Origin of the sequence: Pseudomonas sp. Sample_10, from assembly GCF_004321495.1 — a bacterium.
GTDB lineage: Bacteria > Pseudomonadota > Gammaproteobacteria > Pseudomonadales > Pseudomonadaceae > Aquipseudomonas.
This window is the reverse complement of record NZ_RCOE01000098.1, coordinates 1-23,781: the sequence shown is the minus strand read 5'-3', so window position 1 is coordinate 23,781 and position 23,781 is coordinate 1. Positions and strand designations below refer to the sequence as shown.

The following is a 23,781-nucleotide window of genomic DNA, read 5'->3' as shown; positions in this document are numbered from 1 at the left end:
TAATATCCGCTCCTGCCCGAGGTCTTGAATATGCAAAGCCCCAACCGCGAAGCCACCCTCGCCCAATGGATCGCCCAGGAACAGGCCATGCGCGCCCGACTTCAGGGGCCGGGCAGTTTGTCCATGGCCGAGGTCAGCGCCCTGTCGCCTGCCGAGTTTTTCGAAGGCATCGGCAACGGTGACCTGCCCTCACCGCCCATTGGCGCGCTGATGGATTTCATCCCTATCGAATGGTCCGCCGGGCTGTTCGTTTTTCAGGGCACGCCCGATTCAAGGCACTACAACCCGCTGGGCACCGTGCACGGTGGCTATGCCGCAACGTTGCTGGACTCCTGCATGGGTTGTGCGATCCATACGCAATTGAAAAAAGGCCAGGGCTACACCACGCTGGACCTGCGCATCAGCTACGTCCGCGCCTTGAACAACGCCAGCGGCCCGGTGCGCGCCGAGGGCAAAATCGTCCATCTGGGGCGCTCGACAGCACTGGCCGAAGGGCGGATTTATGATGTGGATGGGCGCTTGTATGCGACAGGGACGACCACTTGCATGATTCTTGAGGCTCGAGGGTAAGGCTCCAGAACCGCGGTGCTGCCTTCGCAAGCGAGCCCACTCAGACATTTAATCTATATGGGACACAAAAAAGCCCGTGCTCACTGAAGATTAAATGTGGGAGCGGGGTCGCTCGCGAAGAGGACATTTCAAACGTCGATAACCTCACCGGAATACAGCGTTTCTTGACTTACGGTAAACATTGCTTTGCCCACCCAGCGGTTTTTCCCGCGAATGCAGGCGCGGATACTCAATGCATTCCCACTGCAACCTCTGGAGTCATTCATGTCTGTTCCCGCATTCGGTCTTGGTACTTTTCGCTTGCAAGGCCAGGTGGTCATTGATTCGGTCAGCACCGCTCTGGAACTTGGCTACCGGGCCATCGACACCGCGCAAATCTACGAAAACGAAGCTGAAGTCGGTGAAGCCATTGCCGCCAGCGGCATCCCCCGGCAAGAGCTGTTCATCACCAGCAAGATCTGGGTGGCCAATTTCGCCAAGGATCGTCTGCTTGAAAGCCTCAAGGAAAGCCTGCAAAAACTGCAGACCGACTACTTGGACCTGACGCTGATCCACTGGCCCTCGCCCGAAGACCAGGTATCGGTCGAAGAATTCATGGGCGCCCTGCTCGAAGCCAAGCGCCTGGGCCTGACTCGGCAGATCGGCGTGTCGAACTTCACCATCGACCTGATGCAACGGGCGATCGCCGCCGTCGGTGCCGAAAACATCGCCACCCACCAGATCGAACTGCACCCGTACTTGCAAAACCGCAAGGTGGTCGAGTTCGCGCAAAGCCAGGGTATCCAGATCACGTCGTACATGACCCTGGCCTATGGCGAAGTACTCAAGGACCCGGTCATTGCACACATCGCCGAGCGCCTTCAGGCGACACCGGCACAGGTCACCCTGGCTTGGGCCATGCAGTTGGGGTACGCGGTGATTCCTTCATCGACCAAACGCATCAACCTCGCCAGCAACCTCAAGGCCTGTGGCATGCAGTTGAGTGACGCCGACATGGCGCTGATCTGCAGCCTGGATCGCGGCCAACGCCTGACCAGCCCCAAAGGCATCGCACCGAACTGGGATTAATCGCGCCTGACCTCAAGACTACGGTCAAGGCGCGTCATCGCCTGTTGCAGCTGATCGACGGCGGCGTCGATCAGCGAAGCGCGGCCCTCCCCGCAGGCACGCTCCAGTTGTTCGCAACACGTCACCAATGACTGCGCACGAACCATCTGCGCGCCGCCCTTGATACGGTGCGCCAGCTCTTGCAGGAGAGGATAATTGTGGGTGACATGTGCCTGCAGCAGACGCGCGCGATCATCGCGATTAGTCGCCATTACGTCGCGCAGCAATTCGGCGATCAGTTCATCGTCCGCACCGACATACTTCGCCAAACCGCTCAAGTCGATCTCGGCGTTTGGCCGTTGTTCGTTCGCGCCCGTCGGGAGGTGGCCGAACCTTTCGGCCAGCCATTTGCTCAAGTCGCCCAATCGAATCGGTTTGAACAGACAATCGTCCATACCCGCCTCGATACAGCGGATTTTTTCCTCCGGCTGTGCATTGGCGGTAAACCCCAGAATCAATGTCGGTGATCCGCCCTCGAACCGTTCTTCATCGCGGATCGCACCCGCCAGTTCATAACCACTGGCAACCGGCATGTTGCAATCGGTGATGACCAGGTCCACTTCGTGCCCGCGCCACTGCTCGAAACCCTGCTGGCCATCTTCCGCCAACAGCACGTGATGCCCCAGGTAGCTCAACTGCCGCGAAAGCAACAAGCGATTCGCCGGATAATCGTCAACCACCAGAATCAACAGCGCTCGAGTGGGTGGCAGGTCGTCATGCTTGTGTACTTCAATGGCCGGCAACGGTTGCAGCGCGATCAGCTCAAGGTTGATGTCCACTTGCGTACCGCTTCCGAGCACACTGTGGAGATGTAATCGGCCGCCCATCATTTCGCATATCGTGCGGCTGATCACCAGTCCAAGACCGGAACCCTGGCGGCCAGATTGCCGGCTATTGCCGGCCTGCACGAAGGGGCTGAACAATCGCTGCTGGTCCGCGGTGCTGATGCCGATGCCGCTGTCTTCTACACGCAGGCTGACCGCCAATCGATCGGATGACGTCGACACCGTGCGCAGAGTCAGGCTGACCTCACCTTCTTGGGTGAATTTGATCGCGTTGCTCAACAGGTTGGACAACACCTGCTTGAAGCGCGTGGGATCGACCAGCACATCGCGGTCGCTGTGTTCCTCAAGTTCGACCCGCCAGCGCAGGTTCTTTTGCTGCGCCAGGCCTTCAAACACCCGACACACCGAGAGCACCAGGTCCTGCAGATTGGCCCGCTCCGGGGTCAGCGACAGATGACCGGACTCAATGCGCGCAATGTCCAGAATGTCGCCAATCAACCCCAATAACTGTTGCCCGGCATTGGACGCCACCTCGATGGCCGCACGGTCGGTCACGCCCTCGTCCGCCCTTTTCAGCGCCAGTTCCAGCATGCCGATCAAGGCATTCATGGGCGTACGAATTTCATGGCTCATGGTTGCCAGAAACGTGGTCTTCGCCCGGTTTGCCTCATCGGCCGCCTCCTTGGCGTCTTGCAATTGGGCAAGCAATTGCTGGCGCTGACGGATCTGCCGACGCTGCCAGGCAATCCAGGCCAAAGCGAGCAACAACAAACTGCCGGCGACCGCAAAGGCCTGAAGAATTTGCTGGCGATGGCGCAACCAGTAACTCTGTTCGAGCATCAGGTCATTGCGCCAATACTGAGTCATCTCGTCGATTTCTTCGGGGGCAATGCTCAGCAACGCCTTGTCCAGTATCGAATGCAACTCTGTCGCGTTTCGACTGGTCGCCAGCGTGCCGCGAGCAGGTTCGACGCCGACGGTGCTGGTCACTTGCAATCGCCCACGATACAGCCGCGAAATCATGTAGCGGGCGCCGATCAACGAATTGATACCGCCATCGGCCCTGCCCTGCGCGACCTTCTCCATCGCATCCGCCGTCAACGATGCGTTGACCAGCCGGATCTGCGGAAAATTCTGACGGATGAATTCGCCAGCACTGTTGCCTTGGGTAACGGCAAGTGTTTTGCCGGCCATGTCATCGAGGGTCGCGGGGCTGCCCGGCTCCACGCGGGTGACCAGCACATTCGGACTGGTGAGGAACGGACGGGTGAATAGCAATTGGGCTTCGCGTTCAATACTGGGGCTGATCCCCGCGACAAGGTCCACCTGACCGGTCCTGATCCACTCAAGCATTTCAGCGACGGATTGGGTCGGTCGCATATCGAACTTCAAACCGGTGCGCAGGCTGACTTTTTCCAAAACGTCGGCAGCAATACCGCGAAATCGGCCTTCACTGTCGAAAAATGAAATGGGCATCATGTTTTCATTGATCGCCACCCGCAAACGCGGGTTTTGTTTGAGCCAGCGCTGCTCGACCACGCTTAGCTGCAATGGCTGGGTGCCGGAAACAGTGGCCCCCCCTGCGCCCCAGCGGCGCAAGATGCTGATCTGTTCATTGGCGCTGATCGCCGCCAATGCCTGGTTGACGATGCGCAATAACCGGCGATTGTCACCGGCCAGGGCAAACGCAAACCGGCCCGGTTCAATGGAGGAAAATTTCGCCAGTCGAACGTTGTTCAGGTAGTTCTTGCTGATCAGGTAATGGGCACTGATGGCATCACCCAGGTAGATATCCGCTTGCCCGAACGCCACGGCCCCCACCGCGCCCAGCGTCGAAGGAAACAACTCTACCCGAGCCCCGGGATAGAACTGCCGCACGTACTCTTCCGGCAAGTAGTGATACAACATCGCCAGACGTTTGCCGGCCAGCGCCCGATCCAGCGTTTGCGGTGAGTCGGTACGGGTGACCAACACCGGTTGATCGACGGCATAGGTACTGGACATCTGTAACTGCGGGTCTTGCGCCTCATAACTGTTGGCCGTTCCCAGCAGGTCGGCCGCTCCTTGCTTGAGGGCCTGCACCGCCTCGGCGCGTGTGGCGTAGCGGTGAACTTCAATCTCTGTCTGCAACAACTGTTTGAGCAGGTCGGCGTAGTCTGCCGTCAGCCCCTCCAGGGCATGTCCCGTGGTGGTGATGTCGAAAGGTGGATAGTCGGGTGCTGACACCGCCAGCACCAATCGACGTTTTTGCTGCAGCCAGCGTGCATCGGCTTCCGACAGTTGGACGCTACCTCCTTCCACGCTGGAGCGCCCGAGCAGCGTCAGTGTTTGCGGTTGCGCACAGACACTCGATGCCCACAAACAAAGCACCAGCAACAAACGTTTTCTAAAGCTGCGCGAAAGTTCGATGGCGTTCTCTCAGATCAGATGATTACGCCGGGCAAGATCCCGCAGATGCACCGACGAATCCACGTTGAGTTTTTCAATCAAACGGGTTTTGTAGGTGCTGACGGTCTTGTGGCTCAAATGCATGATGTCGGCGATGGTCTTGTTGCTCATTCCGCGGGCCAGATGCTGAAAAATCGTCAACTCCCGGTCTGACAGATTGTCGATCATCTGTTTTTCACTGCGCTGCAACGTGCTCATCGACACTGAACTTGTGGGCAGCCGCGAGAAGTAGGTATATCCGCCCATCACCGCGTGCACCGCCTTGTGCAGGTGCTCAAGGTCGTTGGTCTTGGCGACATAGGCAGCGGCTCCGGCGCGCATGCAGCGATCCTGATAAAACGACGGCTCCTGAGAGGTAAAGACCACCACGCGACAATTCACCTCGCCCGCCTTGATGCGAGCCAACACATCAAGCCCATCGAGAAACGGCAGGTTCAGGTCCAGTATCACCAGTTCCGGTTGGTGTTCACGGATCATCGGCAGGACTTCATTACCGGTGGAGGCTTCGTGGATGCGTTTGTACCCTTCCAGCTTGAGGACGATTTTGACTGCGCCGCGAATCACCGGATGATCGTCCACAATCAGCACTGACTTCATGGCAACTCCTGGGCAATTACACGATAAACGGGCGCTGACAGTCTTCGAGCAAGGCGCGAATAGACGCAGCGGCTGCGCCTGGACTGTTGCATGGAAAGCGAGGCGAAACTACCTGACAGAAATGACAGTGCCGACAGACGGTTGCCGTGAATCCGCGAGGGCCATCAGGCGCTGGATCGAAGCGAGATCCGGCACCAAGGCATGGCTAACACTGACTTTGCGCTGCGCGCAGAGCGCGATTGCAGGCAGTTGCGCGCGCTGGCCGTCGTAGATCATCACGCGATCGAGCTGTTGGTTATCCAGGCAGAAATCCAGCAGGTCGAATTTTCCGTGTCCCATTGCGGCGTTGATGATCAACAGATCGAAAGGCTCGCTGGCGTACTCCACCAGAACCAGCAGCTCTGCCATGTCTTGCACCGGGGCCACCCGGTAATAACCGAGCTGGTTGAACCAGCGCTCGATTCTCAGCCGGTTAAAGTGTTGTTCATCCGCGATCAGGATGCGTATGGACTTTTTGAACAACGTGGCCTCCCCGGTCAGATTATTGAGGTGGCAAGACTACGGAAGACCCGAAGGCCTTTCTGTAGGACTTTTCCCAAATACCAATGCACCGGTTCGGTTTATCAGAGCGCAATCGCAGGCAAGCCCGCTCACGCAGGGATCTTCAGTGGACACAAAAATGTGTGATCAAAGATCGAACTGTGGGAGCGGGCCCGAGATAACGCTTGTGCAGCCGGCAAATCTTTAGCTGGCAGTCGCCAATAACAGATCCTCCACCGAACTGGCATGCCCGCGATGCTTGCCATGGTCATACAGTGAGCCAGCGATTTCATCGGCGCGGATCGGCAGGATCGACAGCAACGTGTCGCTCAAGCCATGGCTGGCCTGGCAGAAGCCCTGCATATAAATGCCCGCCTTGCAGCGTTCGTCGGTGATCAGCTTGTAATTGCGGTCCACCTCGAAATCACCCAGATACGCTTGCAGCGGTGCCAGCAGTTTTCGGTGCATCTGCCGCTCGTATCCGGTGGCCAGCACTACCGCATCGTAATGGCGAGCCGTGACTTCGCCGGTGGCATTGTTGCGCACCGCCAGTTCGATACCGCGCTCAGTGGCGGTGGCTGTCTCGATGGTGGTCAGGGTGCGGAACGCGTGACGGGCAATGCCCGAGACTTTCTGGCGATAGAAAATGCCGTAGATGCGTTCAATCAGGTCGATGTCCACGACCGAGTAGTTGGTGTTGTGGTACTCGTTGACCAGACGCTCACGCTCGCTGCTCTGCTGGTGGAATACCAGGTCGGTGAACTCCGGCGAGAAGACTTCGTTGACGAATGGGCTGTCGTCGGCTGGCTTGAGCGCCGAGCCGCGCAGAATCATGTCGACCTGCACCGAAGGAAAGCTGTCGTTGAGATCGATGAACGCTTCCGCCGCACTCTGCCCACCACCGATGATCGCGATGCTCATCGGCTGGTTGTTCACGCACGGCTGCCTGGCCATTTGCGCCAGGTACTGCGAATGATGGAACACCCGGCCATCCTCTTTCAGCGCCTTGAACGCTTCGGGAATACGCGGCGTGCCACCGGCGCTGACCACCACGGCACGCGCGGTGCGCACATGTTGATGGCCCGTCGAATCACGGGAAATCACGCGTAGCGCTTCAACCTGCTGGTTGTGCAGCACCGGCTCGATGGTCAGCACTTCTTCGCCGTAGCGGCTCTGACGCTCGAATTGCGCGGCAACCCAGCGAAGGTAGTCGTTGTACTCCATGCGGCATGGATAAAAGGTGCCCAGGTTGATGAAGTCGACCAGGCGCCCGTGGGCCTTGAGGTAATTGACGAACGAATAAGGGCTGGTCGGGTTGCGCAAGGTCACCAGGTCCTTGAGGAAGGAAATCTGCAACTCGCTCTGGGTCGACAGCGTGTTGCCGTGCCAGCTGTAGTTCGCCTGTTTGTCGAGAAACAGCACATCCAGTTCGCCCTGGATCGGACCGCGCTCTTGCAGAGCGATGGCCAGCGCCAGGTTCGAAGGGCCGAAGCCGACGCCGATCAGGTCGTGAACGATGGGCGATGCAATTGCCTGTGTCATTTCCAGTGTCCTCTGGATGAACCCCGGGGCGACGGGGCAAGGAGAGCCTAAGTGACCTGACCGGCCTGGAGCAGGACAGTAGGTCGTCTGTTGAGTAGGAACGAGGACAGTGAAATAAAATTTAACCGCAAGGCATCAAAGGACGCCGATCAGTGCGCATCCCATTGCTGCATGCGCACCCGGCAATGTTTCATCGCATTGACGATGTGCTTTTCGACCATGGCCCTGGAAATACCCAACTGCTCGGCGATTTGCGGATGTGACAGGCCTTCGATCTTGCGCAGCAGAAAACTCTCGCGACACAACCGAGGCAATTCCGCCAACGCACGCTGGAGCATGTCCAGGCGCTGGCCGTGATCGAGGCTGTTGAGGGGTGACGGGGAGAAGTAACGCTCCTCGTTGTCCAGCACATCCAGCGGCTCGACCTGGCGCAGTGCATTGCGCCGATGATCGTCGATCACCAGGTTCAGTGCCGTACGATAAAGAAACGCCCGCGGCTGCTCGATCGGCGCGTCGCTGGAGCGCTCCAGGACTCGCAGATAAGCGTCATGCACCACATCTTCGGCAACCTGTCGGTTGCCGAGCTTGGCGTTCAGGAAACACACCAGCTCGCGATAGTAGTTTTCCAACATGACTCCGGCACGGGGACGGTCTTGAGCCACTTCATCGACCAGAAAACAGGCAATGGCACGATAGTGGCAACTGAGCTGCGTAATTTATAGTAATTCTCATATAGATTTAAAGTATTGCTTTGTCTTGGCTGACAAATAGTTGCCGGGCCGTGGAAACCTCCGAATTACACAATACCTGTGGGAGCTGGCTTGCCAGCGATGGCGGAGTATCAGCCGGCACATTCACTGACTGATCCACCGCTATCGCTGGCAAGCCAGCTCCCACAGGATGGTTGTATCACCCAGGCACGCGGCAGCTGTCACGCCATATGTCCCAGGCTAAATTCCCCAATGGCTTCTTCGTTTACAGGACAGCTACCCGTCTCTATCCGCCCCCCCGCGCTGAACGACGGGCCGAAATCCTTTGGCCGGAACCCTGCATGAAACGTCCCCGTCCCGCCCGACGCGCCCTGCTTGCTGCGCTCTGTCTGATCCCCGTTATCGCCGTCGCCGCCTGGCAGATCATCCCTCCTGGCCGAGACCAGTTCGTCACGGTGCAGGTCACCCGCGCCGATATCGAAAGCAGCGTGACCGCGCTAGGCACCTTGCAACCGCGGCGTTATGTCGATGTCGGCGCGCAGGCGTCCGGGCAAATCCACAAGATCCATGTGGAAGTCGGAGATGTCGTCAAGGAAGGCCAGTTGCTGGTGGAAATCGATCCATCCACGCAACAGGCCAAACTCGACGCTGGACGTTTTTCCATCGAAAACCTCAAGGCACAGCTTGAAGAACAGCGCGCGCTGCACGAACTCGCCCGGCAAAAATTCCAGCGTCAACAGCATCTCAAGGCCGGTGGCGCCACCCGCGAAGAAGATGTGCAGACCGCCCAGGCCGAACTGCGCGCCACCCAAGCGCGCATCGACATGTTCCAGGCGCAGATTCGCCAGGCCCAGGCCAGCCTGCGCAGCGATCAGGCCGAACTCGGCTACACTCGGATCTACGCGCCGATGTCCGGCACCGTAGTCGCACTCGACGCCCGCGAGGGCCAGACCCTGAATGCCCAGCAGCAGACGCCGTTGATTCTGCGCATCGCCAAACTGTCACCGATGACGGTTTGGGCCGAAGTTTCTGAAGCCGATATCGGCCACGTCAAACCCGGCATGACGGCCTGGTTCACCACACTCAGCGGTGGCGCCCGACGCTGGAAAAGCACCGTGCGACAAATTCTGCCGGTGCCGCCAAAACCTCTCGACCAAACCAGTCAGGGTGGTGGCAGCCCCGCCAGTTCAAGCAAAAGCGGCAGCGCTCGGGTGGTGCTGTATACCGTACTGCTCGACGTCGACAACGCCGACAACGCGTTGATGGCAGAAATGACCACCCAGGTATTTTTTGTCGCCGATCAGGCGCAAAACGTTCTCACCGCGCCGATTGCGGCGCTGCAGGCAGGAAAACAAGCCGGCAGCCAGACCGCGCAAGTGGTTGCCAAAAACGGCAGCATCGAACAACGCAACGTCCGCACCGGCATCAGCGATCGTCTGCGGGTGCAGATTCTCGACGGCCTGCAAGAAGGCGATCACCTGTTGATCGGCCCGGCCGACGGGAGTGGCGGTTGAATGCAAACGCCCCTGATCGAACTGCAGGACATCCGCAAGGCCTATGGCGGTGGCGACGCACCTGAAGTTCACGTGTTGCGCGGCATTGACCTGTCGATCCATGCCGGGGAATTCGTGGCGATTGTCGGCGCGTCCGGTTCCGGCAAGTCGACGCTGATGAACATCCTCGGCTGCCTCGACCGGCCGACCTCGGGCGAGTACCGCTTCGCCGGGGAAAATGTCGCGGCGCTCGACAGTGACGAACTGGCCTGGCTGCGCCGCGAAGCGTTCGGCTTCGTGTTTCAGGGTTACCACCTGATTCCATCCGGCTCGGCCCAGGAAAACGTCGAGATGCCGGCCATCTACGCTGGCACTCCGGCTGCCGAGCGCCACGCCCGCGCCGCCGCCCTGCTCGACCGCCTCGGCCTGGGCGCGCGTACAGGCAACCGCCCGCACCAACTCTCGGGCGGGCAACAGCAACGGGTGTCGATTGCCCGCGCCTTGATGAATGGCGGCCACATCATCCTGGCCGACGAACCTACCGGCGCCCTCGACAGCCACAGCGGCAAGGAAGTCATGGCGCTGCTTGACGAACTGGCGAGCCAGGGCCACGTCGTGATCCTGATCACCCACGATCGCGAAGTGGCGGCCCGGGCCAAACGCATCATTGAAATACGCGATGGCCTGATCATCAGCGACAGCGCCCGTGACAATCCCGCCGCGCAACAGTCGGCAACCTCCGGTGCACTGCAAGCCGTCGATTTGCGTAAGCGCCTGAGCGAAGGTGCCCAAGCTACCGGTGCCTGGAAAGGCGAACTGGTCGACGCGGTCCAGGCCGCCTGGCGGGTGATGTGGATCAACAAGTTCCGTACTGCGCTGACCCTGCTCGGGATCATCATCGGCGTCGCTTCGGTGGTGGTGATGCTGGCCGTGGGCGAAGGCAGCAAGCGTCAGGTCATGGCGCAGATGGGCGCGTTCGGCTCCAACATCATTTACCTCAGCGGATCGTCGCCCAACCCGCGTACACCGCTGGGTATCGTCACCCTCGACGAAGTCAAGGCCGTGGCCAGCCTGCCGCAAGTGATGCGCATCATGCCGGTCAACGGCCAGGAAGCCGGGGTGCGCTTCGGCAACCTCGACCATTTGAGCTACGTCGGCGGCAACGACACCAACTTCCCCGCGATCTTCAACTGGCCTGTAGTCGAAGGCAGTTACTTCACCGAAGCCGACGAACAGAACGCGGCAGCCGTGGCGGTGATCGGCCATAAGGTCCGCACTAAACTGCTCAAGGACGTGGCCAACCCGATTGGCCAATACATCCTGATCGAGAACGTGCCGTTCCAGGTGGTCGGGGTGCTGGCGGAAAAAGGTGCCAGCTCCGGCGACTCCGACAGCGACGACCGCATCGCCATCCCCTACTCCGCCGCCAGCGTGCGCCTGTTCGGCACACACAACCCGGAGTACATCGCGATTGCCGCCGCCGATGCGCGCAAGGTCAAGGAAACGGAACGCGCCATCGAGCAATTGATGCTGCGCCTGCACAACGGCAAGAAGGATTTCGAACTGACCAACAACGCGGCGATGATCCAGGCCGAAGCGCGCACGCAGAACACCCTGTCGCTGATGCTCGGTTCGATTGCCGCGATTTCGCTGCTGGTGGGCGGTATCGGTGTGATGAACATCATGCTCATGACTGTGCGTGAGCGCACTCGCGAGATCGGTATTCGCATGGCCACCGGCGCCCGGCAGCGGGATATCCTGCGCCAGTTTCTGACGGAAGCCGTGATGCTGTCGGTCGTCGGCGGGCTCGCCGGAATTGCCCTGGCGCTGATCGTCGGTGGCGTGCTGGTCCTCAGCGAAGTCGCGGTCGCCTTCTCCCTGATAGCGGTGCTGGGCGCCTTCGGCTGCGCCCTGGTCACCGGTGTTGTCTTCGGCTTCATGCCGGCCCGCAAAGCTGCTCGACTCGACCCGGTCACGGCCCTTACCAGTGAATAAACGATTGATGAAGCCGCCACTCAGCCTGTTGACTCTGTGTTTGTTGCTCAGCGCTTGCGGCAGCCCTGCCCAGCGCCCGGACAGCGGCGTTGTGCCGCCCGCCGCCTGGCAATCGCCGCACACCGCAGGCGCCGTTCACGACAATCAGCAATGGTGGAACCGCTTCGGCAGCCCGCAACTGGGACGGCTGATCGAACAGGCCCGGGTCGGCAGTTACGACCTGGCCGCTGCCATCGCCCGAGTGCGCCAGGCACAGGCTGAAACGGTAGTCGCTGGTGGTTCACGGTTGCCCGAAGTCAAGGCCGGGGCCAACGCCAACCGGCAAAAACTGCTGCGCGGCAGCGGTTACAGCCAACTCGACGCCGACAGCAGTAATGACGCTGTGGATTACTTCGACGCCAATCTCACCGCGAGTTACGAAGTCGATTTCTGGGGCGGCCAGCGTGCCTCCCGCGACAGTGCGCAATTTGCCCTGCGCGCCAGCGAATTCGATCAGGCGACCGTTGAGCTGACGCTGCTGAGCGGCGTGGCCAGCGGCTACGCACAGACCTTGTCGCTGCAAGAGCAAAGCCGCATTGCCGAGTTGAATCTGGCCAACGCGCAGAGTGTGTTGAAACTGGTGCAGACCCGTTTTGACGCGGGCTCGGCGACGGCGCTGGAACTGGCTCAGCAGAAAAGCCTGGTGGCCGCGCAGCAACGCCAGTTGCCACTGGTGCAGCAGCAGGTCAGGGACGCGCAGATCAGCCTCGCCACCCTGCTCGGCCGTCCGGTGCAGGCATTGTCTTTGGGCCAGGAGCGCTTCGATCAACTGTCATGGCCAGCCATTGATGCCGGGGTGCCCAGCCAATTACTCAGCCGTCGACCGGACATCGCCCGCGCCGAAGCACAACTGGCCGCCGCCCAGGCCGACGTCACCGTAGCCCGCGCCGCCATGTTGCCGACCGTGACCCTGAGCGCGGAAATCGGCTCCGGCGCCGATCGTGCCGCAGACATTCTGCGCAGTCCCTTCTACAACCTCACCGCCGGTTTGCTCTCGCCGGTGTTCAACAATGGCCGCCTCGGCGCCGAACGCGACAAGGCCACAGCGCGACAGCAAGAGCTGCTGGAAACCTATCGTGGCGCAATCATCAATGGTTTCGCCGACGTGGAAAAAGCGCTGAACAGCATTCGCGGGCTGGACGAACAACGGCAGTGGCAAAGTGAAGAACTGCAACAGGCGCAAACCGCGTTCAACCTTGCGCAAAGTCGCTATGAAGCGGGGGCCGAGGATTTACTGACCGTGCTGGAAACCCAGCGCACGCTGTATGCGGCGCAGGACTTGAATGTGCAACTGCGGCTGTCGCGGATGCAGGCGAGTATTGCGCTGTACAAGGCGCTTGGGGGTGGGTGGCAGGCTATGTGATTTGTGGCGATTGATCGTTCCCACGCTCTGCGTGGGAATGCCTCCACGGACGCTCCGCGTTCGGCTCTGGATGGGACGCAGAGCGTCCCGGGCTGCATTCCCACGCGGAGCGTGGGAACGATCACTGCGGTGCTCAGGCCTGACTTTGTTTGGCCTTTAAATGCCGCGCATACCAAGGTCGTTGCGGCACTTTGCGAAACAGGTCTTCGAGTTTCTTTTCATCCTCGCCAAAGGTAATCCGCAGCGCCAGCTTCATGGTTTCCGGGTCCATTTCCACAGACTTGCCGGCCTGCAACCCCGGTGTGGTGCTGCAACCATGGGTGGCCGGACCGAGCCACGGGTCGGCGATCTCGACCCAACGCCCCGGTGCGAACCACGGCACACCGTTGACCTCAAGCCGACTGACCTGCCCCGGATGAAAGCGCTCATGGGCGCGGAACCAGTCTTCCAGGCGATCATCGATCCAGCCATGGAAATGCCAGAACACCGGATTCACGTGAGAGGAAAACGGATCACCGAGAAAATCGTTTTCCGGCGCATACCAACGCGCCGAGAAGTCCGCCGGATCCCGGGCGAACGGCACCGGCTGACCGTTGGATGGGTCACGCGGCACCGAGGCCCAGCGCATGTGCAGCCAGTCGTGCAGACCCAACTCCACCTCCGAGCCGAACTGCCCCAGCGTCAACTTCGACAGATAACGCGGATCGCGGTACTGCGATTCCCAAACCTGGAAATTGCTGTGGTAGGTCTCGGCAGTCTTGATATCGCTGACCCACTGCGAGTACTCGTCATCGTCCTCGGCCCGCCAGGTCGGCGGCAGTGCGGTGCCGTCGTGATTGTCGAAATAGTTGGCGAAGCCGATGCGGTCCCGGGCCAGTTCGGGCTGCGGCAGCGGAAAATGCGTCCACGATGGCAAATCCTGCATCGAACGTGCGGTGCCGAGCATGTGCCGGTGCATAAAGAAAAAATCCACACCCGAGCCGTTGCGATCCTTGCGTTTGCCACGGGCATCTCGCTCCTGGTCCCGCGGGCCGGGTTGCCAGCCGATACCGCGCAAGGCATTGCGCTTGTCTTCGGGCAAGGTATGCCACTTGTCCCGGGACGCATGCCAGAGCTGGTGAAACAGGCGATGCTCCTGGGACGTCAGCCACGCCAATAGCGGCGGGTTCAAACCGGTGCGCTCCCGGGCTTCGGGGAAGACTTTTTTCACGGCGACAAAACGGTTGTCCTGCACCGTCAGCATCAAGGGTCGATCCAGATCCAGCACGCGACCACTGAGTGAGCCGCTGCCGGCATTGCCGAACCCGGCCCAGACCTCATCGAGCGCCATGCTGAATTCGTAATCGCAGCTTCCCGTCGCGCTCACCAGTCGCCAGCTCAACTGCGCCGGTTTGGCACCGGCCAGATCACCGAGCACCCGGTAGCGGGGTTGTTCGCTGGAGCGCAGACGTTCAGCGGTGTCGAGAAAACCGATCAGGCCACGGCCCTTGTGACCGATGTCGAGAAACACTTCCAGCCCTTCGCGCGGCAAACCTTCAAGACCTGCGTCACGGCCTTCGAAACGAATCTGCCAGACTCCGCGCAGGGTGTCCGCCAAGCGCTGGCCGGCGACATCCGCGACATCGAATGAAGCTTCACCCGGCGTGATTGTCGGGTCCGGTTTCGTCCATTGGCGATGCCCATAAAAAGCCGCAGGCACGGCAGCGCCGGTCAGCGCCAGGCCCGCCATGAACCATCGTCGAGAAATCGTCATTGCCCTACCTGTGTCAGCCATGGAGCAGGCTTTATCCAAGCTAGAACGTTTGTTGCCCTGCGAAATTTAAAAGCACCGCTGGCAAGCCAGCTCCCACAGGTATCGAGTTTGGATGGGATTATGTGAACACCACCGTCCATTGTGGGAGCTGGCTTGCCAGCGATGAGGCCAGTGCAATCACCTAAATTCTTCAGCTGCCCACTCGTTCCTCCCAGATAGCAAAGCCCCCCGCGGCGAACCTGACTGAGACGGCAATGACAAAACCACGTTCGAAAAAGGCTCTTTACATCGGCCTGCCATTGGCCCTGGCGATCAGCGCAGGTGCCGGCTTCGCGGCTTGGGATTATTGGTTCAAGGACAATCCCGGTTACCCGGTCAAAGTGATGAAGCAGGCCGATGAATTGCACGAACGCCTGCTCTCGTTCGACAGCCACATCACCGTGCCGATGGACTTGGGCACTGCCGGCAACGAAGCCGACAAGGACGGCAGCGGCCAGTTCGACCTGGTGAAAACCGCTCGCGGTCGCCTCTCCGGTGCCGCGCTGACCATTTTCGGCTGGCCGGAAATCTGGAACGGCCCCAACGCACCCCATCGCCCCACCGCCGGTTTCATTGAAGAAGCACGCTTCGAACAGGAAACCCGCTACAAAATCATCACCACGCTGGTGCGTGACTTCCCCAATCAGGTGGCCATCGCCTACACCCCTGATGATTTCCGTCGCCTGCATGGCGAAGGCAAGTTCGCGATCTTCATGAGCATGCTCAACGCCTACCCGCTGGGCAACGACCTCAATGCCCTGGACAAATGGGCCGCGCGCGGCATGCGCATGTTCGGCTTCAGCTACGTGGGCAATAACGCCTGGGCCGATTCGTCGCGGCCATTGCCGTTCTTCAATGATTCGCGGGACGCCCTCGGCGGGCTTTCGGACCTCGGCAAACAAGCCGTGCACCGTCTCAATGATTTGGGCGTGATCATCGACGTGTCGCAGATGTCGACCAAAGCCCTGGAACAAGTCGCCCGGTTGAGCCGCACGCCAATGGTCGCCTCGCATTCGGCGCCCCGCGGGCTGGTGGATATTCCGCGTAACCTCAGCGACCACGAAATGCAGTTGATCAAGGACAGCGGGGGCGTGGTGCAGATTGTCGGTTTCCCGACCTACATCCGCCCGCTGAGCCAGGCCACGCAGGACAAGCTCAACTCCCTGCGTGCGCGCTTCGACCTGCAACCGCTGCAAGGTCTGGAGATGGCGCTGATGCCGGGGGATCCGGTCATCACGGTCTGGTCCGAGCAACGTTTTGGCGAGTACGCCAGCCAGCTCTACGCCATCGTCGACGAAGAACCCAAGGCCACGCTCAAGGATTACGGCGATGCGATTGATTACGCGGTGAAGAAAATCGGTATCGACCACGTGGGCATCAGCTCCGACTTCAACGATGGCGGCGGCCTCGATGGCTGGAAGGATGTCAGCGAGGCGCGCAACGTCACCGCCGAGCTGATCAGCCGCGGCTACAGCGAAGCCGACATCGCCAAGCTCTGGGGCGGCAATTTTCTGCGGGTCTGGGATCAGGTCGAGAAATCCTCCAGACCCGTCGCCAAAAACTGATGCCACATTTGCCAAGCGAAGCCGAAGCCATGACCAACCGTCGTTCATTCCTCAAGCAGGCCGGTATTCTCGCCGCCGGCCTGCCGCTGGCTGCCGGCGTGAATCTGCCGGCGCTGGCCGGCAATCCACAGCAGCCATCGCAACCCCTGGCCAAGGGCAAATGGGCGCAACTGCGCCAGCTGTTCAATCAAGACCCGGACTACTTGCACTTCGCCAACTTCCTGGTGACCTCGCACCCGACGCCGGTGCGCAACGCCATCGACATGCACCGCGCCAACATCGACCGCAACCCCGGCCGCGCCATGGACTGGGACCTGCAGGAAACCGAAAAACGCGAGCACAACGTGCGGGTCTGGGCTGGCCGTTACCTCAATGCCACGCCTGAACAGATCGCACTGACCGGCAGCACCACCGAAGGCCTGGCGATGATTTACGGCGGTATTCAGGTGCGCCCGGACCAGGAAATCCTGGTCAGCGAACACGAGCATTACTCGACCCACTACACCCTGGAATTCCGCCAGCAACGCCAGGGCACCAAGGTGCGCAAACTCAAGCTGTTCGCAAACAGCCACGACATTTCCGTGGACGAAGTGCTCGATTCGATCGCCAAGGGCATCCGCCCCGAAACCCGCGTGCTGGGCATGACCTGGGTACAATCGGGCAGCGGCGTGAAATTGCCGATCGGTGAAATCGGCAAGCTCGTCGAAGAACTGAACCGCCAGCGCGAAGAAAAGGACCGCCTGCTGTACGTGGTCGACGGCGTCCACGGCTTCGGTGTCGAAAATCTCGACTTCCCCGACATGCACTGCGATTTCTTCATCGCCGGCACCCACAAATGGATGTTCGGCCCCCGTGGCACCGGGATCGTTTGCGCGCGCTCGGCCGAGGTCAAGGACGTCACGCCGATCATTCCGACCTTCGGCGAAGCCACCGATTTCGCAACCATCATGACCCCCGGCGGCTATCACAGTTTCGAACATCGCTGGGCGGCGGACGAAGCGTTCAAGCTGCACCTGGACCTGGGCAAGGCCGACGTCCAGGCGCGCATTCATGAACTCAACACCTACGCCAAGCTGCGGCTGCTGGAACAGCCGCGGAACGAGCTGGTTACCCCGCAGAGTCCGCAGCTGTCGGCCGGTTTCACGTTTTTCAGGGTCAAGCAGCAGGATTGCGAAAAGATCGCCAGCGCACTGATGCAAAACCGCGTGGTCTGCGACTCGGTCGACCGCGACGTCGGCCCGGTGATCCGTATTGCCCCGGGTCTGCTCAATAGCGAAAGCGAAATCGACCGTTTCATGGCCTTACTCAACAAAATCGCCTGACGCCTGATTTTCGTAGGGGCCAGGCTTGCCGGCGAAGGCGTCCATCACATCGCCTTCGCCGGCAAGCCTGGCTCCTACAGATTCGACTCTCACCTTTTTATCGAGATGACACATGAACAGTGATCTGCCGCCACTCAGGGCCCTCGCCCTGTCCATTCTTATGGCCGGCCTGCTGCCAACCGCCGTCCACGCCGCCACACCAACGCCACCGGGCAAGGTATTCAAGGACTGCCGCGATTGCCCGGAAATGGTGGTTTTGCCCGCCGGCACCTTCACCATGGGCACCCCCGATGACGAAGTCGGCCGCGAGCCCGATGAAGGACCGATGCATGACGTGACGTTCGCCAGGCCGTTCGCCATGAGCCGTTTCCAGATCACCGCAGGCGAGTGGGACAGCTACGTCAAGGAAAGCGGCGTGACCATCGCCAACGGCGATACCCGACCCGGTCGCGAGTGCATCGCCAGCAAGCCGCGTTATCCACAGACCCCGCGCCAGCCAGCGGTGTGCATGAACTTCGATGAGGTTAAAAACTACGTCGCCTGGCTGTCGAAGAAAACCGGGCAGAAGTACAGCATGGTCAGCGAAGCCCAGCGCGAATACGCGGCACGCGGCGGTACCAAGGGTCCGTTCCCCTTCCCGTTCGATGAAGGCAAGCAATACAGCATCGCCAGGCACGCCAACACCTACGGCCCGGCTGACGGCTACAGCTACAGCTCACCGGTCGGCAGCTACCCGCCTAACGCCTTCGGCATGTACGACATGCATGGCAACGTCTACGAATGGGTCGAGGATTGCGAACATCCGAACTACGTCGGCGCCCCCACCGACGGTAGTGCCTGGCTGGAAGCCAACTGCGAAGCCGTGCGCATCCGCGGCAATGACTGGGGTGAAGCGCCGGTGTTCTCCCGCTCCGGCAACCGCAACAGCCAATACCCACAGGAACGCGGGGACTGGATAGGCTTTCGCGTAGTGCGCCAGCTCTAAGGCACACCACAGGGTTGATTGATCGTTCCCACGCTCCGCGTGGGAATGCATCCCGTGACGCTCCGCGTCACCTTCATTCATTCGAGCGACGGTCACCACCAGTCAACCGACGCTAAATTAACCCCTCGACCAGACGTTCTACTGGGTATCTGCCTTACGACCCAAGGAACAGTCTTCCATGACCCAGCCCACTCGCGGCGCCATCGGCGAATTGTTCGCCCTGCTCAAACCCTTTCGACTGATCGTCGCCGCGTCCATTTTCCTGGGCATGGTCGGCGGCCTGAGCGTCACGGTGTTGCTGGCGACCATCAACAACGCATTGCACTCGGACGGCCTGACCCAGGGCGTGGTGGCGCTGTTCGCCGGCCTGTGTCTGTTGGCGCTGGCCAGTTCGATCTGCTCCGACATCGGCACCAACTATGTCGGCCAGCACATCATCGCGAAACTGCGTAAACAGTTGGGTGAGAAAGTCCTGTCGGCACCGATCGAACAGATCGAACGCTACCGCAGCCATCGACTGATCCCGGTGTTGACCCACGACGTCGACACCATCAGTGATTTCGCCTTCGCCTTCGCGCCGCTGGCGATTTCCGTCACCGTGACCCTCGGTTGCATGGGCTACCTGGCAATCCTGTCATGGCCGATGTTCCTGATCATGCTGGCCGCGATCCTGATCGGCACGGCGATCCAGGCCTATGCCCAGAGCAAAGGCGTACAGGGCTTCATGGCTGCCCGCGATGCCGAAGACGAGTTGCAGAAGCACTACAACGCCATCGCCGAAGGTGCCAAGGAACTGCGGATTCACCGCCCACGCCGCCAGCGCATGTTCACTTCGGGCATCAAGGGCACCGCCGAATTCATCTGCAACACCCAAGTGCGCTCGATCAATACTTTCGTCATCGCCAAGACCTTCGGCTCGATGCTGTTCTTCGTGGTCATCGGCCTGGCCCTGGCGCTGCAAACCTTCTGGCCGAGCGCCGACAAGACCGTGATGAGCGGCTTCGTGCTGGTGCTGCTGTACATGAAAGGCCCGCTGGAACACCTGATCAGTACTTTGCCGATCGTCAGCCGCGCGCAGATTGCCTTTCGCCGCATCGCTCAATTGTCCGAACAGTTTTCCACCCCAGAGCCGCACCTGTTGCTCAGCGATCAGGGCGACGTCAAACCCGCCGTGCACCAACTGCAACTGGCGGACGTGCGCTACACCTTCCCGTCGGTGGACGGTGCCACACCGTTCCAGTTGGGTCCGGTCAACCTGACCATCAAACAGGGCGACATCACTTTCATCGTCGGCGAAAACGGCTGCGGCAAGACCACGCTGATCAAGTTGCTGCTGGGCCTGTACACCCCGCAACAAGGGCAGATCCGCGTCAACGGCGAGGCCATCGATGCACAGAACCGCGACGACTATCGCCAGTTGTTCACCACCATTTTTGCCGACTACTACCTGTTCGACGACGTGGTCCAGGGCGACACGCACATCCCGGAAGATGCCAACAAGTACCTGCAACGCCTGGAAATCGCGCACAAGGTCAGCGTCAAGGACGGCAACTTCACCACCACCGACCTTTCCACCGGCCAGCGCAAGCGTCTGGCGCTGGTCAATGCCTGGCTGGAAGAACGGCCGGTTCTGGTGTTCGACGAATGGGCGGCGGACCAGGACCCGACCTTTCGCCGGATTTTCTACACCGAGCTGCTGCCGGACCTCAAACGCCTGGGCAAGACCATCATCGTGATCTCCCACGATGACCGTTACTTCGATGTCGCCGACCAACTGGTGCGCATGGAAAGCGGCCGGGTCGTGAGCGAATTGACCCCGGCCTGATCACCCATTTCAAGACCTTGCGCAGAACCTGTGGGAGCGGGCTTGCCCGCGATAGCGGTGGGTCAATAGACATCCATGTTGAAGGTGATGGCCCTATCGTGGGCAAGCCCGCTCCCACAGGTTTTTGTGCAGGTTTCAAAAATGAAAAAATTATTTTTCCGGTTTCGCACTCACGCCCCGTCTTAATAATAATTCCCATTAACAAAAACTCTGCACGACACTTTCAGGAGCACAGGCAGTAATGCGATCCCTTCCATGCCGCACACCTCTCGCGCTGGCCGTACAGCGTCCGACCTTGCATCGAACCTTGCTGACCAGCGTACTGCTGACCGCCACCTTGCTGGGGAGCTCGATGGCCAATGCTGCACCTGTAAAAGTGAGTATTCCTGTGCAACCGCTGTCCAGCGCGCTGACTCAACTGGGCATGCAGACCAATCTGCAAATCCTCTACAGCCCGGACCAGGTGGCCGGTCTTAAATCCCGTGCGGTATCCGGTTCGCTCGAACCTTCCGAGGCGCTGGCCGAATTGCTCAAAGGCACCGGCATCTCGTTCCAGATCAACGGCAACAGTGTGACGCTGATGTCCGGCGGCTCTTCGAGCCTGCAACTGGGCGCGACCACCATCTCCGGCCAGGCCCTGGGCCTGACCACCGAAGGCACCGGTTCCTACACCACCGGCGCTACCACCACCGCCACCAAACTGCCGCTGACCATTCGCGAAACGCCGCAATCGGTGACCGTGGTAACCCGTCAGCAAATGGATGACCAAGGCTCCAAGAGCGTGAGTGATGTGCTGCGCAATACGCCTGGCGTCACCATGCAAAAGTACGACAGTGACCGCACCGAGTTTTCCACCCGTGGCTTTGCCATCACCAACTTCCAATACGATGGCGTCAACATTCCTTACGACGGTGTCTACGGCGAAAACCCGAACAACAGCGACGACTCGGCCAGCCTTGACCGTGTCGAAATCATCAAAGGCGCGACCGGCCTGATGACCGGCGCCGGCGACCCTGCCGCCACCGTCAACCTGGTGCGCAAGAAACCGACCAAGGAGTTCAAGGCTTCGGTCAGCGGCACCGTCGGCTCGTGGGACAACTACCGCACCGAAGGCGACATCTCCGGCTCGCTCAACGACTCCGGCAGCGTGCGCGGTCGCTTCGTTGGCGCCCTGCAGGACAAAGATTCGTACATCGACCACTACAGCCAGAAGAAAGACCTGTACTACGGCATCCTCGAAGCCGACCTGACCGACGATACCCTGCTGACATTGGGCGTCGACAAATCCAGCGCTACCCCGCGCGGCAGTTCCTGGACCGGTAACTCACCGTTCTACACCGATGGCGGCCGTACCGATTTCTCCCGCAGTTTCAACCCGGGGTCTGACTGGAGCCGTCGTGATTTCGACAGCACCACTTACTTCGCCTCCCTGGAACAAGCGCTGGCCAACGACTGGAATCTCAAGGTCACCCTCGATCAGAAGACCACCGATCACGACACCCAACTGGCGTCCGCCAGCGGCGGCAACCCGGATCGTGCCACCGGCGAAGGCATGTTCTTCTACTGGGGTCGCTGGGAAGGTCATCGCGTGCAGAACACCGCGGACGTCAACGTTTCCGGCCCGTTCACCCTGGGCGGTCGCGAACATGAACTGGTGGCGGGTTTCATGACTTCCCATTCCCGGCAGACCGGTTCGACTTACGACAGCAGCGAATTCGGCCTGGTGCCGGGCGATATCTTCGACTGGAAGGGCCACATCGCCAAACCGGAGTTCCCGAAAAACGGCAAGTACGAGCGCACCCAGAGCCAGAACGGCGCGTACCTGGCCACACGCCTGCGACCGACCGACGACCTGTCGTTCATCCTTGGCGGCCGCGTCAGCACCTTCAAGTACAACGAGGATTACACCTACTACCCTGGCGCCGGTCTGGGCGATACGCATGCCAGCTATAAGGAACACGGTGTCGTCACGCCCTACGCCGGCGTCGTCTATGACCTCGACGATACCTACTCGGTGTATGCCAGCTACACCAACATCTACCAGCCGCAGATCTACAAGGACGCCAGCGGCAAGACCCTGGATCCGGTGGAAGGCAACAGCTATGAAACCGGCCTGAAAGCGGCCTACTTCGAAGGCAAGCTGAACGCCAGCCTGGCCTTCTTCCGCATCGAACAGGACAACGTCGCCCAGTACGTCACCACCGACACCGCCACCGGGCAGGACGTCTACAAGCCAACCAACGGCGCCACCACCAAAGGTGTGGAACTGGAAATGGCCGGTGAACTGGCCGAAGGCTGGAACGTGTCGGCTGGTTACACCTACGCCCGTTCCCGCGACAAGGAAGAACAGCGCATCTTCGGCTTCCCGCTGGCGACCACCAAACCGGAACACGTCGTGCGCACGTTCACCACTTACCGTCTGCCTGGCGCCCTGGACCAGGTCACCGTCGGCGGTGGCGTGAGCTGGCAGAGTGCGTTTTACGGCCAGACCTTCAACCCGAATGTGGATGGCAGTGGTCAAGGCGCCAGTGTCAATCTCAAGCAAGGCGGCTACACCCTCGTGGACCTGATGACCCGCTATCAGTACGACGAACACCTGAGCTTCACCGCCAACGCCTACAACGTCTTCGACAAGAAGTACCTGACGGGCCTGGGCAACTTCGGCACCACCTTCTATGGCGAGCCGCGCAACTTCCAACTCACGGCGAAGTACGACTTCTGAGCTGTTGAGCTGAGCTGAAAATGCCCGCATCGTGAGATGCGGGCATTTTTTTATGGATCGTTCCCACGCTCCGCGTGGGAACGCAGCCCGGGACGCTCCGCGTCCCTTCAACAGCCGAACGCAGAGCGTCCGTTGAGGCATTCCCACGCAGAGCGTGGGAACGATCTGGGTTCATCTCACACCCTCGACCGCACCCACCCCGCCACCTTTGGATCGTTCCCACGCTCCGCGTGGGAACGCAGCCCGGGACGCTCCGCGTCCCTTCAACAGCCGAACGCAGAGCGTCCGTTGAGGCATTCCCACGCAGAGCGTGGGAACGATCTGGGTTCATCTCACACCCTCGACCGCACCCACCCCGCCACCTTTGGATCGTTCCCACGC

The 23,781-nt window shown here is 60.4% G+C and carries 16 protein-coding genes; 10 read left to right on the top strand and 6 right to left on the bottom strand.

Annotation, left to right across the window (positions count from 1 at the left end):
* Positions 1-30: 30 nt before the first annotated feature.
* Together D8U18_RS09135 and dkgB are read left to right on the top strand one after the other, a co-directional pair.
* Positions 31-570: a PaaI family thioesterase gene (locus D8U18_RS09135; RefSeq protein WP_130908404.1), complete on the top strand. Its 540-nt coding sequence runs from the start codon at positions 31-33 to the stop codon at positions 568-570.
* 264 nt (positions 571-834) lie between these two features.
* On the top strand, positions 835-1,638 hold the full coding sequence (gene dkgB / locus D8U18_RS09130) for a 2,5-didehydrogluconate reductase DkgB (RefSeq protein ID WP_056854866.1): 804 nt from the start codon (positions 835-837) through the stop codon (positions 1,636-1,638).
* Here the strand turns inward: dkgB and D8U18_RS09125 are convergent.
* The 5 genes from D8U18_RS09125 to D8U18_RS09105 all read right to left on the bottom strand — a co-directional run bounded on the left by D8U18_RS09125 (position 1,635) and on the right by D8U18_RS09105 (position 8,251).
* Positions 1,635-4,841, bottom strand: coding sequence for a transporter substrate-binding domain-containing protein (locus D8U18_RS09125; protein WP_131107471.1), 3,207 nt, complete (start codon positions 4,839-4,841; stop codon positions 1,635-1,637). The two genes, dkgB and D8U18_RS09125, sit on opposite strands and share 4 nt — an antisense overlap.
* Before the next feature lie 39 nt (positions 4,842-4,880).
* Positions 4,881-5,507, bottom strand: a complete 627-nt coding sequence (locus tag D8U18_RS09120; RefSeq protein WP_130904185.1) for a response regulator transcription factor — start codon at positions 5,505-5,507, stop codon at positions 4,881-4,883.
* Between the two features lie 108 nt (positions 5,508-5,615).
* Positions 5,616-6,029, bottom strand: a complete 414-nt coding sequence (locus D8U18_RS09115; RefSeq protein ID WP_131107470.1) for a response regulator — start codon at positions 6,027-6,029, stop codon at positions 5,616-5,618.
* Positions 6,030-6,251: 222 nt separating this feature from the next.
* Positions 6,252-7,589, bottom strand: coding sequence for a SidA/IucD/PvdA family monooxygenase (locus tag D8U18_RS09110; protein ID WP_130931954.1), 1,338 nt, complete (start codon positions 7,587-7,589; stop codon positions 6,252-6,254).
* 149 nt (positions 7,590-7,738) lie between these two features.
* The gene (locus tag D8U18_RS09105; protein WP_082557599.1) at positions 7,739-8,251 is read right to left on the bottom strand and encodes a sigma-70 family RNA polymerase sigma factor; all 513 of its coding nucleotides are present in this window, start codon (positions 8,249-8,251) and stop codon (positions 7,739-7,741) included.
* 389 nt (positions 8,252-8,640) lie between these two features.
* On the opposite strand from D8U18_RS09105, the gene D8U18_RS09095 reads away from it, so the two are divergent.
* The 3 genes from D8U18_RS09095 to D8U18_RS09085 are packed head-to-tail and all read left to right on the top strand — an operon-like array spanning position 8,641 to position 13,189.
* Positions 8,641-9,813 (top strand): efflux RND transporter periplasmic adaptor subunit, encoded by a 1,173-nt coding sequence (locus D8U18_RS09095; RefSeq protein WP_130906821.1) that lies wholly within the window; start codon positions 8,641-8,643, stop codon positions 9,811-9,813.
* Positions 9,814-11,787, top strand: a complete 1,974-nt coding sequence (locus D8U18_RS09090; RefSeq protein WP_056854873.1) for a MacB family efflux pump subunit — start codon at positions 9,814-9,816, stop codon at positions 11,785-11,787.
* Between the two features lie 7 nt (positions 11,788-11,794).
* On the top strand, positions 11,795-13,189 hold the full coding sequence (locus D8U18_RS09085) for an efflux transporter outer membrane subunit (protein ID WP_131107468.1): 1,395 nt from the start codon (positions 11,795-11,797) through the stop codon (positions 13,187-13,189).
* A gap of 133 nt (positions 13,190-13,322) precedes the next feature.
* Here D8U18_RS09085 and D8U18_RS09080 read toward each other — a convergent pair whose 3' ends face one another.
* The gene (locus D8U18_RS09080; RefSeq protein ID WP_131107467.1) at positions 13,323-14,942 is read right to left on the bottom strand and encodes a PvdJ/PvdD/PvdP-like protein; all 1,620 of its coding nucleotides are present in this window, start codon (positions 14,940-14,942) and stop codon (positions 13,323-13,325) included.
* Positions 14,943-15,196: 254 nt separating this feature from the next.
* On the opposite strand from D8U18_RS09080, the gene pvdM reads away from it, so the two are divergent.
* From pvdM to D8U18_RS09055, 5 genes are all read left to right on the top strand, one after another.
* The gene (gene pvdM, locus D8U18_RS09075) at positions 15,197-16,546 is read left to right on the top strand and encodes a pyoverdine-tailoring dipeptidase-like protein PvdM (RefSeq protein WP_131107466.1); all 1,350 of its coding nucleotides are present in this window, start codon (positions 15,197-15,199) and stop codon (positions 16,544-16,546) included.
* Positions 16,547-16,575: 29 nt separating this feature from the next.
* Positions 16,576-17,868 carry an aminotransferase class V-fold PLP-dependent enzyme gene (locus D8U18_RS09070; RefSeq protein ID WP_177435008.1) on the top strand — a complete coding sequence of 431 codons (1,293 nt, stop codon included), beginning with the start codon at positions 16,576-16,578 and terminating at the stop codon, positions 17,866-17,868.
* 112 nt (positions 17,869-17,980) lie between these two features.
* Entirely contained in the window at positions 17,981-18,853 is an 873-nt protein-coding gene (locus D8U18_RS09065; protein ID WP_131107464.1) for a formylglycine-generating enzyme family protein, read from the top strand.
* Between the two features lie 178 nt (positions 18,854-19,031).
* Positions 19,032-20,678, top strand: coding sequence for a cyclic peptide export ABC transporter (locus tag D8U18_RS09060; RefSeq protein WP_131107463.1), 1,647 nt, complete (start codon positions 19,032-19,034; stop codon positions 20,676-20,678).
* A 241-nt stretch (positions 20,679-20,919) separates the two neighbouring features.
* On the top strand, positions 20,920-23,400 hold the full coding sequence (locus D8U18_RS09055; RefSeq protein WP_130904174.1) for a TonB-dependent siderophore receptor: 2,481 nt from the start codon (positions 20,920-20,922) through the stop codon (positions 23,398-23,400).
* Positions 23,401-23,781 lie beyond the last annotated feature (381 nt).

Coding starts and splice junctions, on each gene's coding strand:
- D8U18_RS09135 (WP_130908404.1), top strand. CDS start 31: ATGCAAAGCCCCAACCGCGAAGCCACCCTCGCCCAATGGATCGCCCAG.
- D8U18_RS09080 (WP_131107467.1), bottom strand. CDS start 14,942: ATGACGATTTCTCGACGATGGTTCATGGCGGGCCTGGCGCTGACCGGC.
- D8U18_RS09120 (WP_130904185.1), bottom strand. CDS start 5,507: ATGAAGTCAGTGCTGATTGTGGACGATCATCCGGTGATTCGCGGCGCA.
- D8U18_RS09055 (WP_130904174.1), top strand. CDS start 20,920: ATGCGATCCCTTCCATGCCGCACACCTCTCGCGCTGGCCGTACAGCGT.
- D8U18_RS09085 (WP_131107468.1), top strand. CDS start 11,795: ATGAAGCCGCCACTCAGCCTGTTGACTCTGTGTTTGTTGCTCAGCGCT.
- dkgB (WP_056854866.1), top strand. CDS start 835: ATGTCTGTTCCCGCATTCGGTCTTGGTACTTTTCGCTTGCAAGGCCAG.
- D8U18_RS09060 (WP_131107463.1), top strand. CDS start 19,032: ATGACCCAGCCCACTCGCGGCGCCATCGGCGAATTGTTCGCCCTGCTC.
- D8U18_RS09090 (WP_056854873.1), top strand. CDS start 9,814: ATGCAAACGCCCCTGATCGAACTGCAGGACATCCGCAAGGCCTATGGC.
- D8U18_RS09095 (WP_130906821.1), top strand. CDS start 8,641: ATGAAACGTCCCCGTCCCGCCCGACGCGCCCTGCTTGCTGCGCTCTGT.
- D8U18_RS09110 (WP_130931954.1), bottom strand. CDS start 7,589: ATGACACAGGCAATTGCATCGCCCATCGTTCACGACCTGATCGGCGTC.
- pvdM (WP_131107466.1), top strand. CDS start 15,197: ATGACAAAACCACGTTCGAAAAAGGCTCTTTACATCGGCCTGCCATTG.
- D8U18_RS09070 (WP_177435008.1), top strand. CDS start 16,576: ATGACCAACCGTCGTTCATTCCTCAAGCAGGCCGGTATTCTCGCCGCC.
- D8U18_RS09065 (WP_131107464.1), top strand. CDS start 17,981: ATGAACAGTGATCTGCCGCCACTCAGGGCCCTCGCCCTGTCCATTCTT.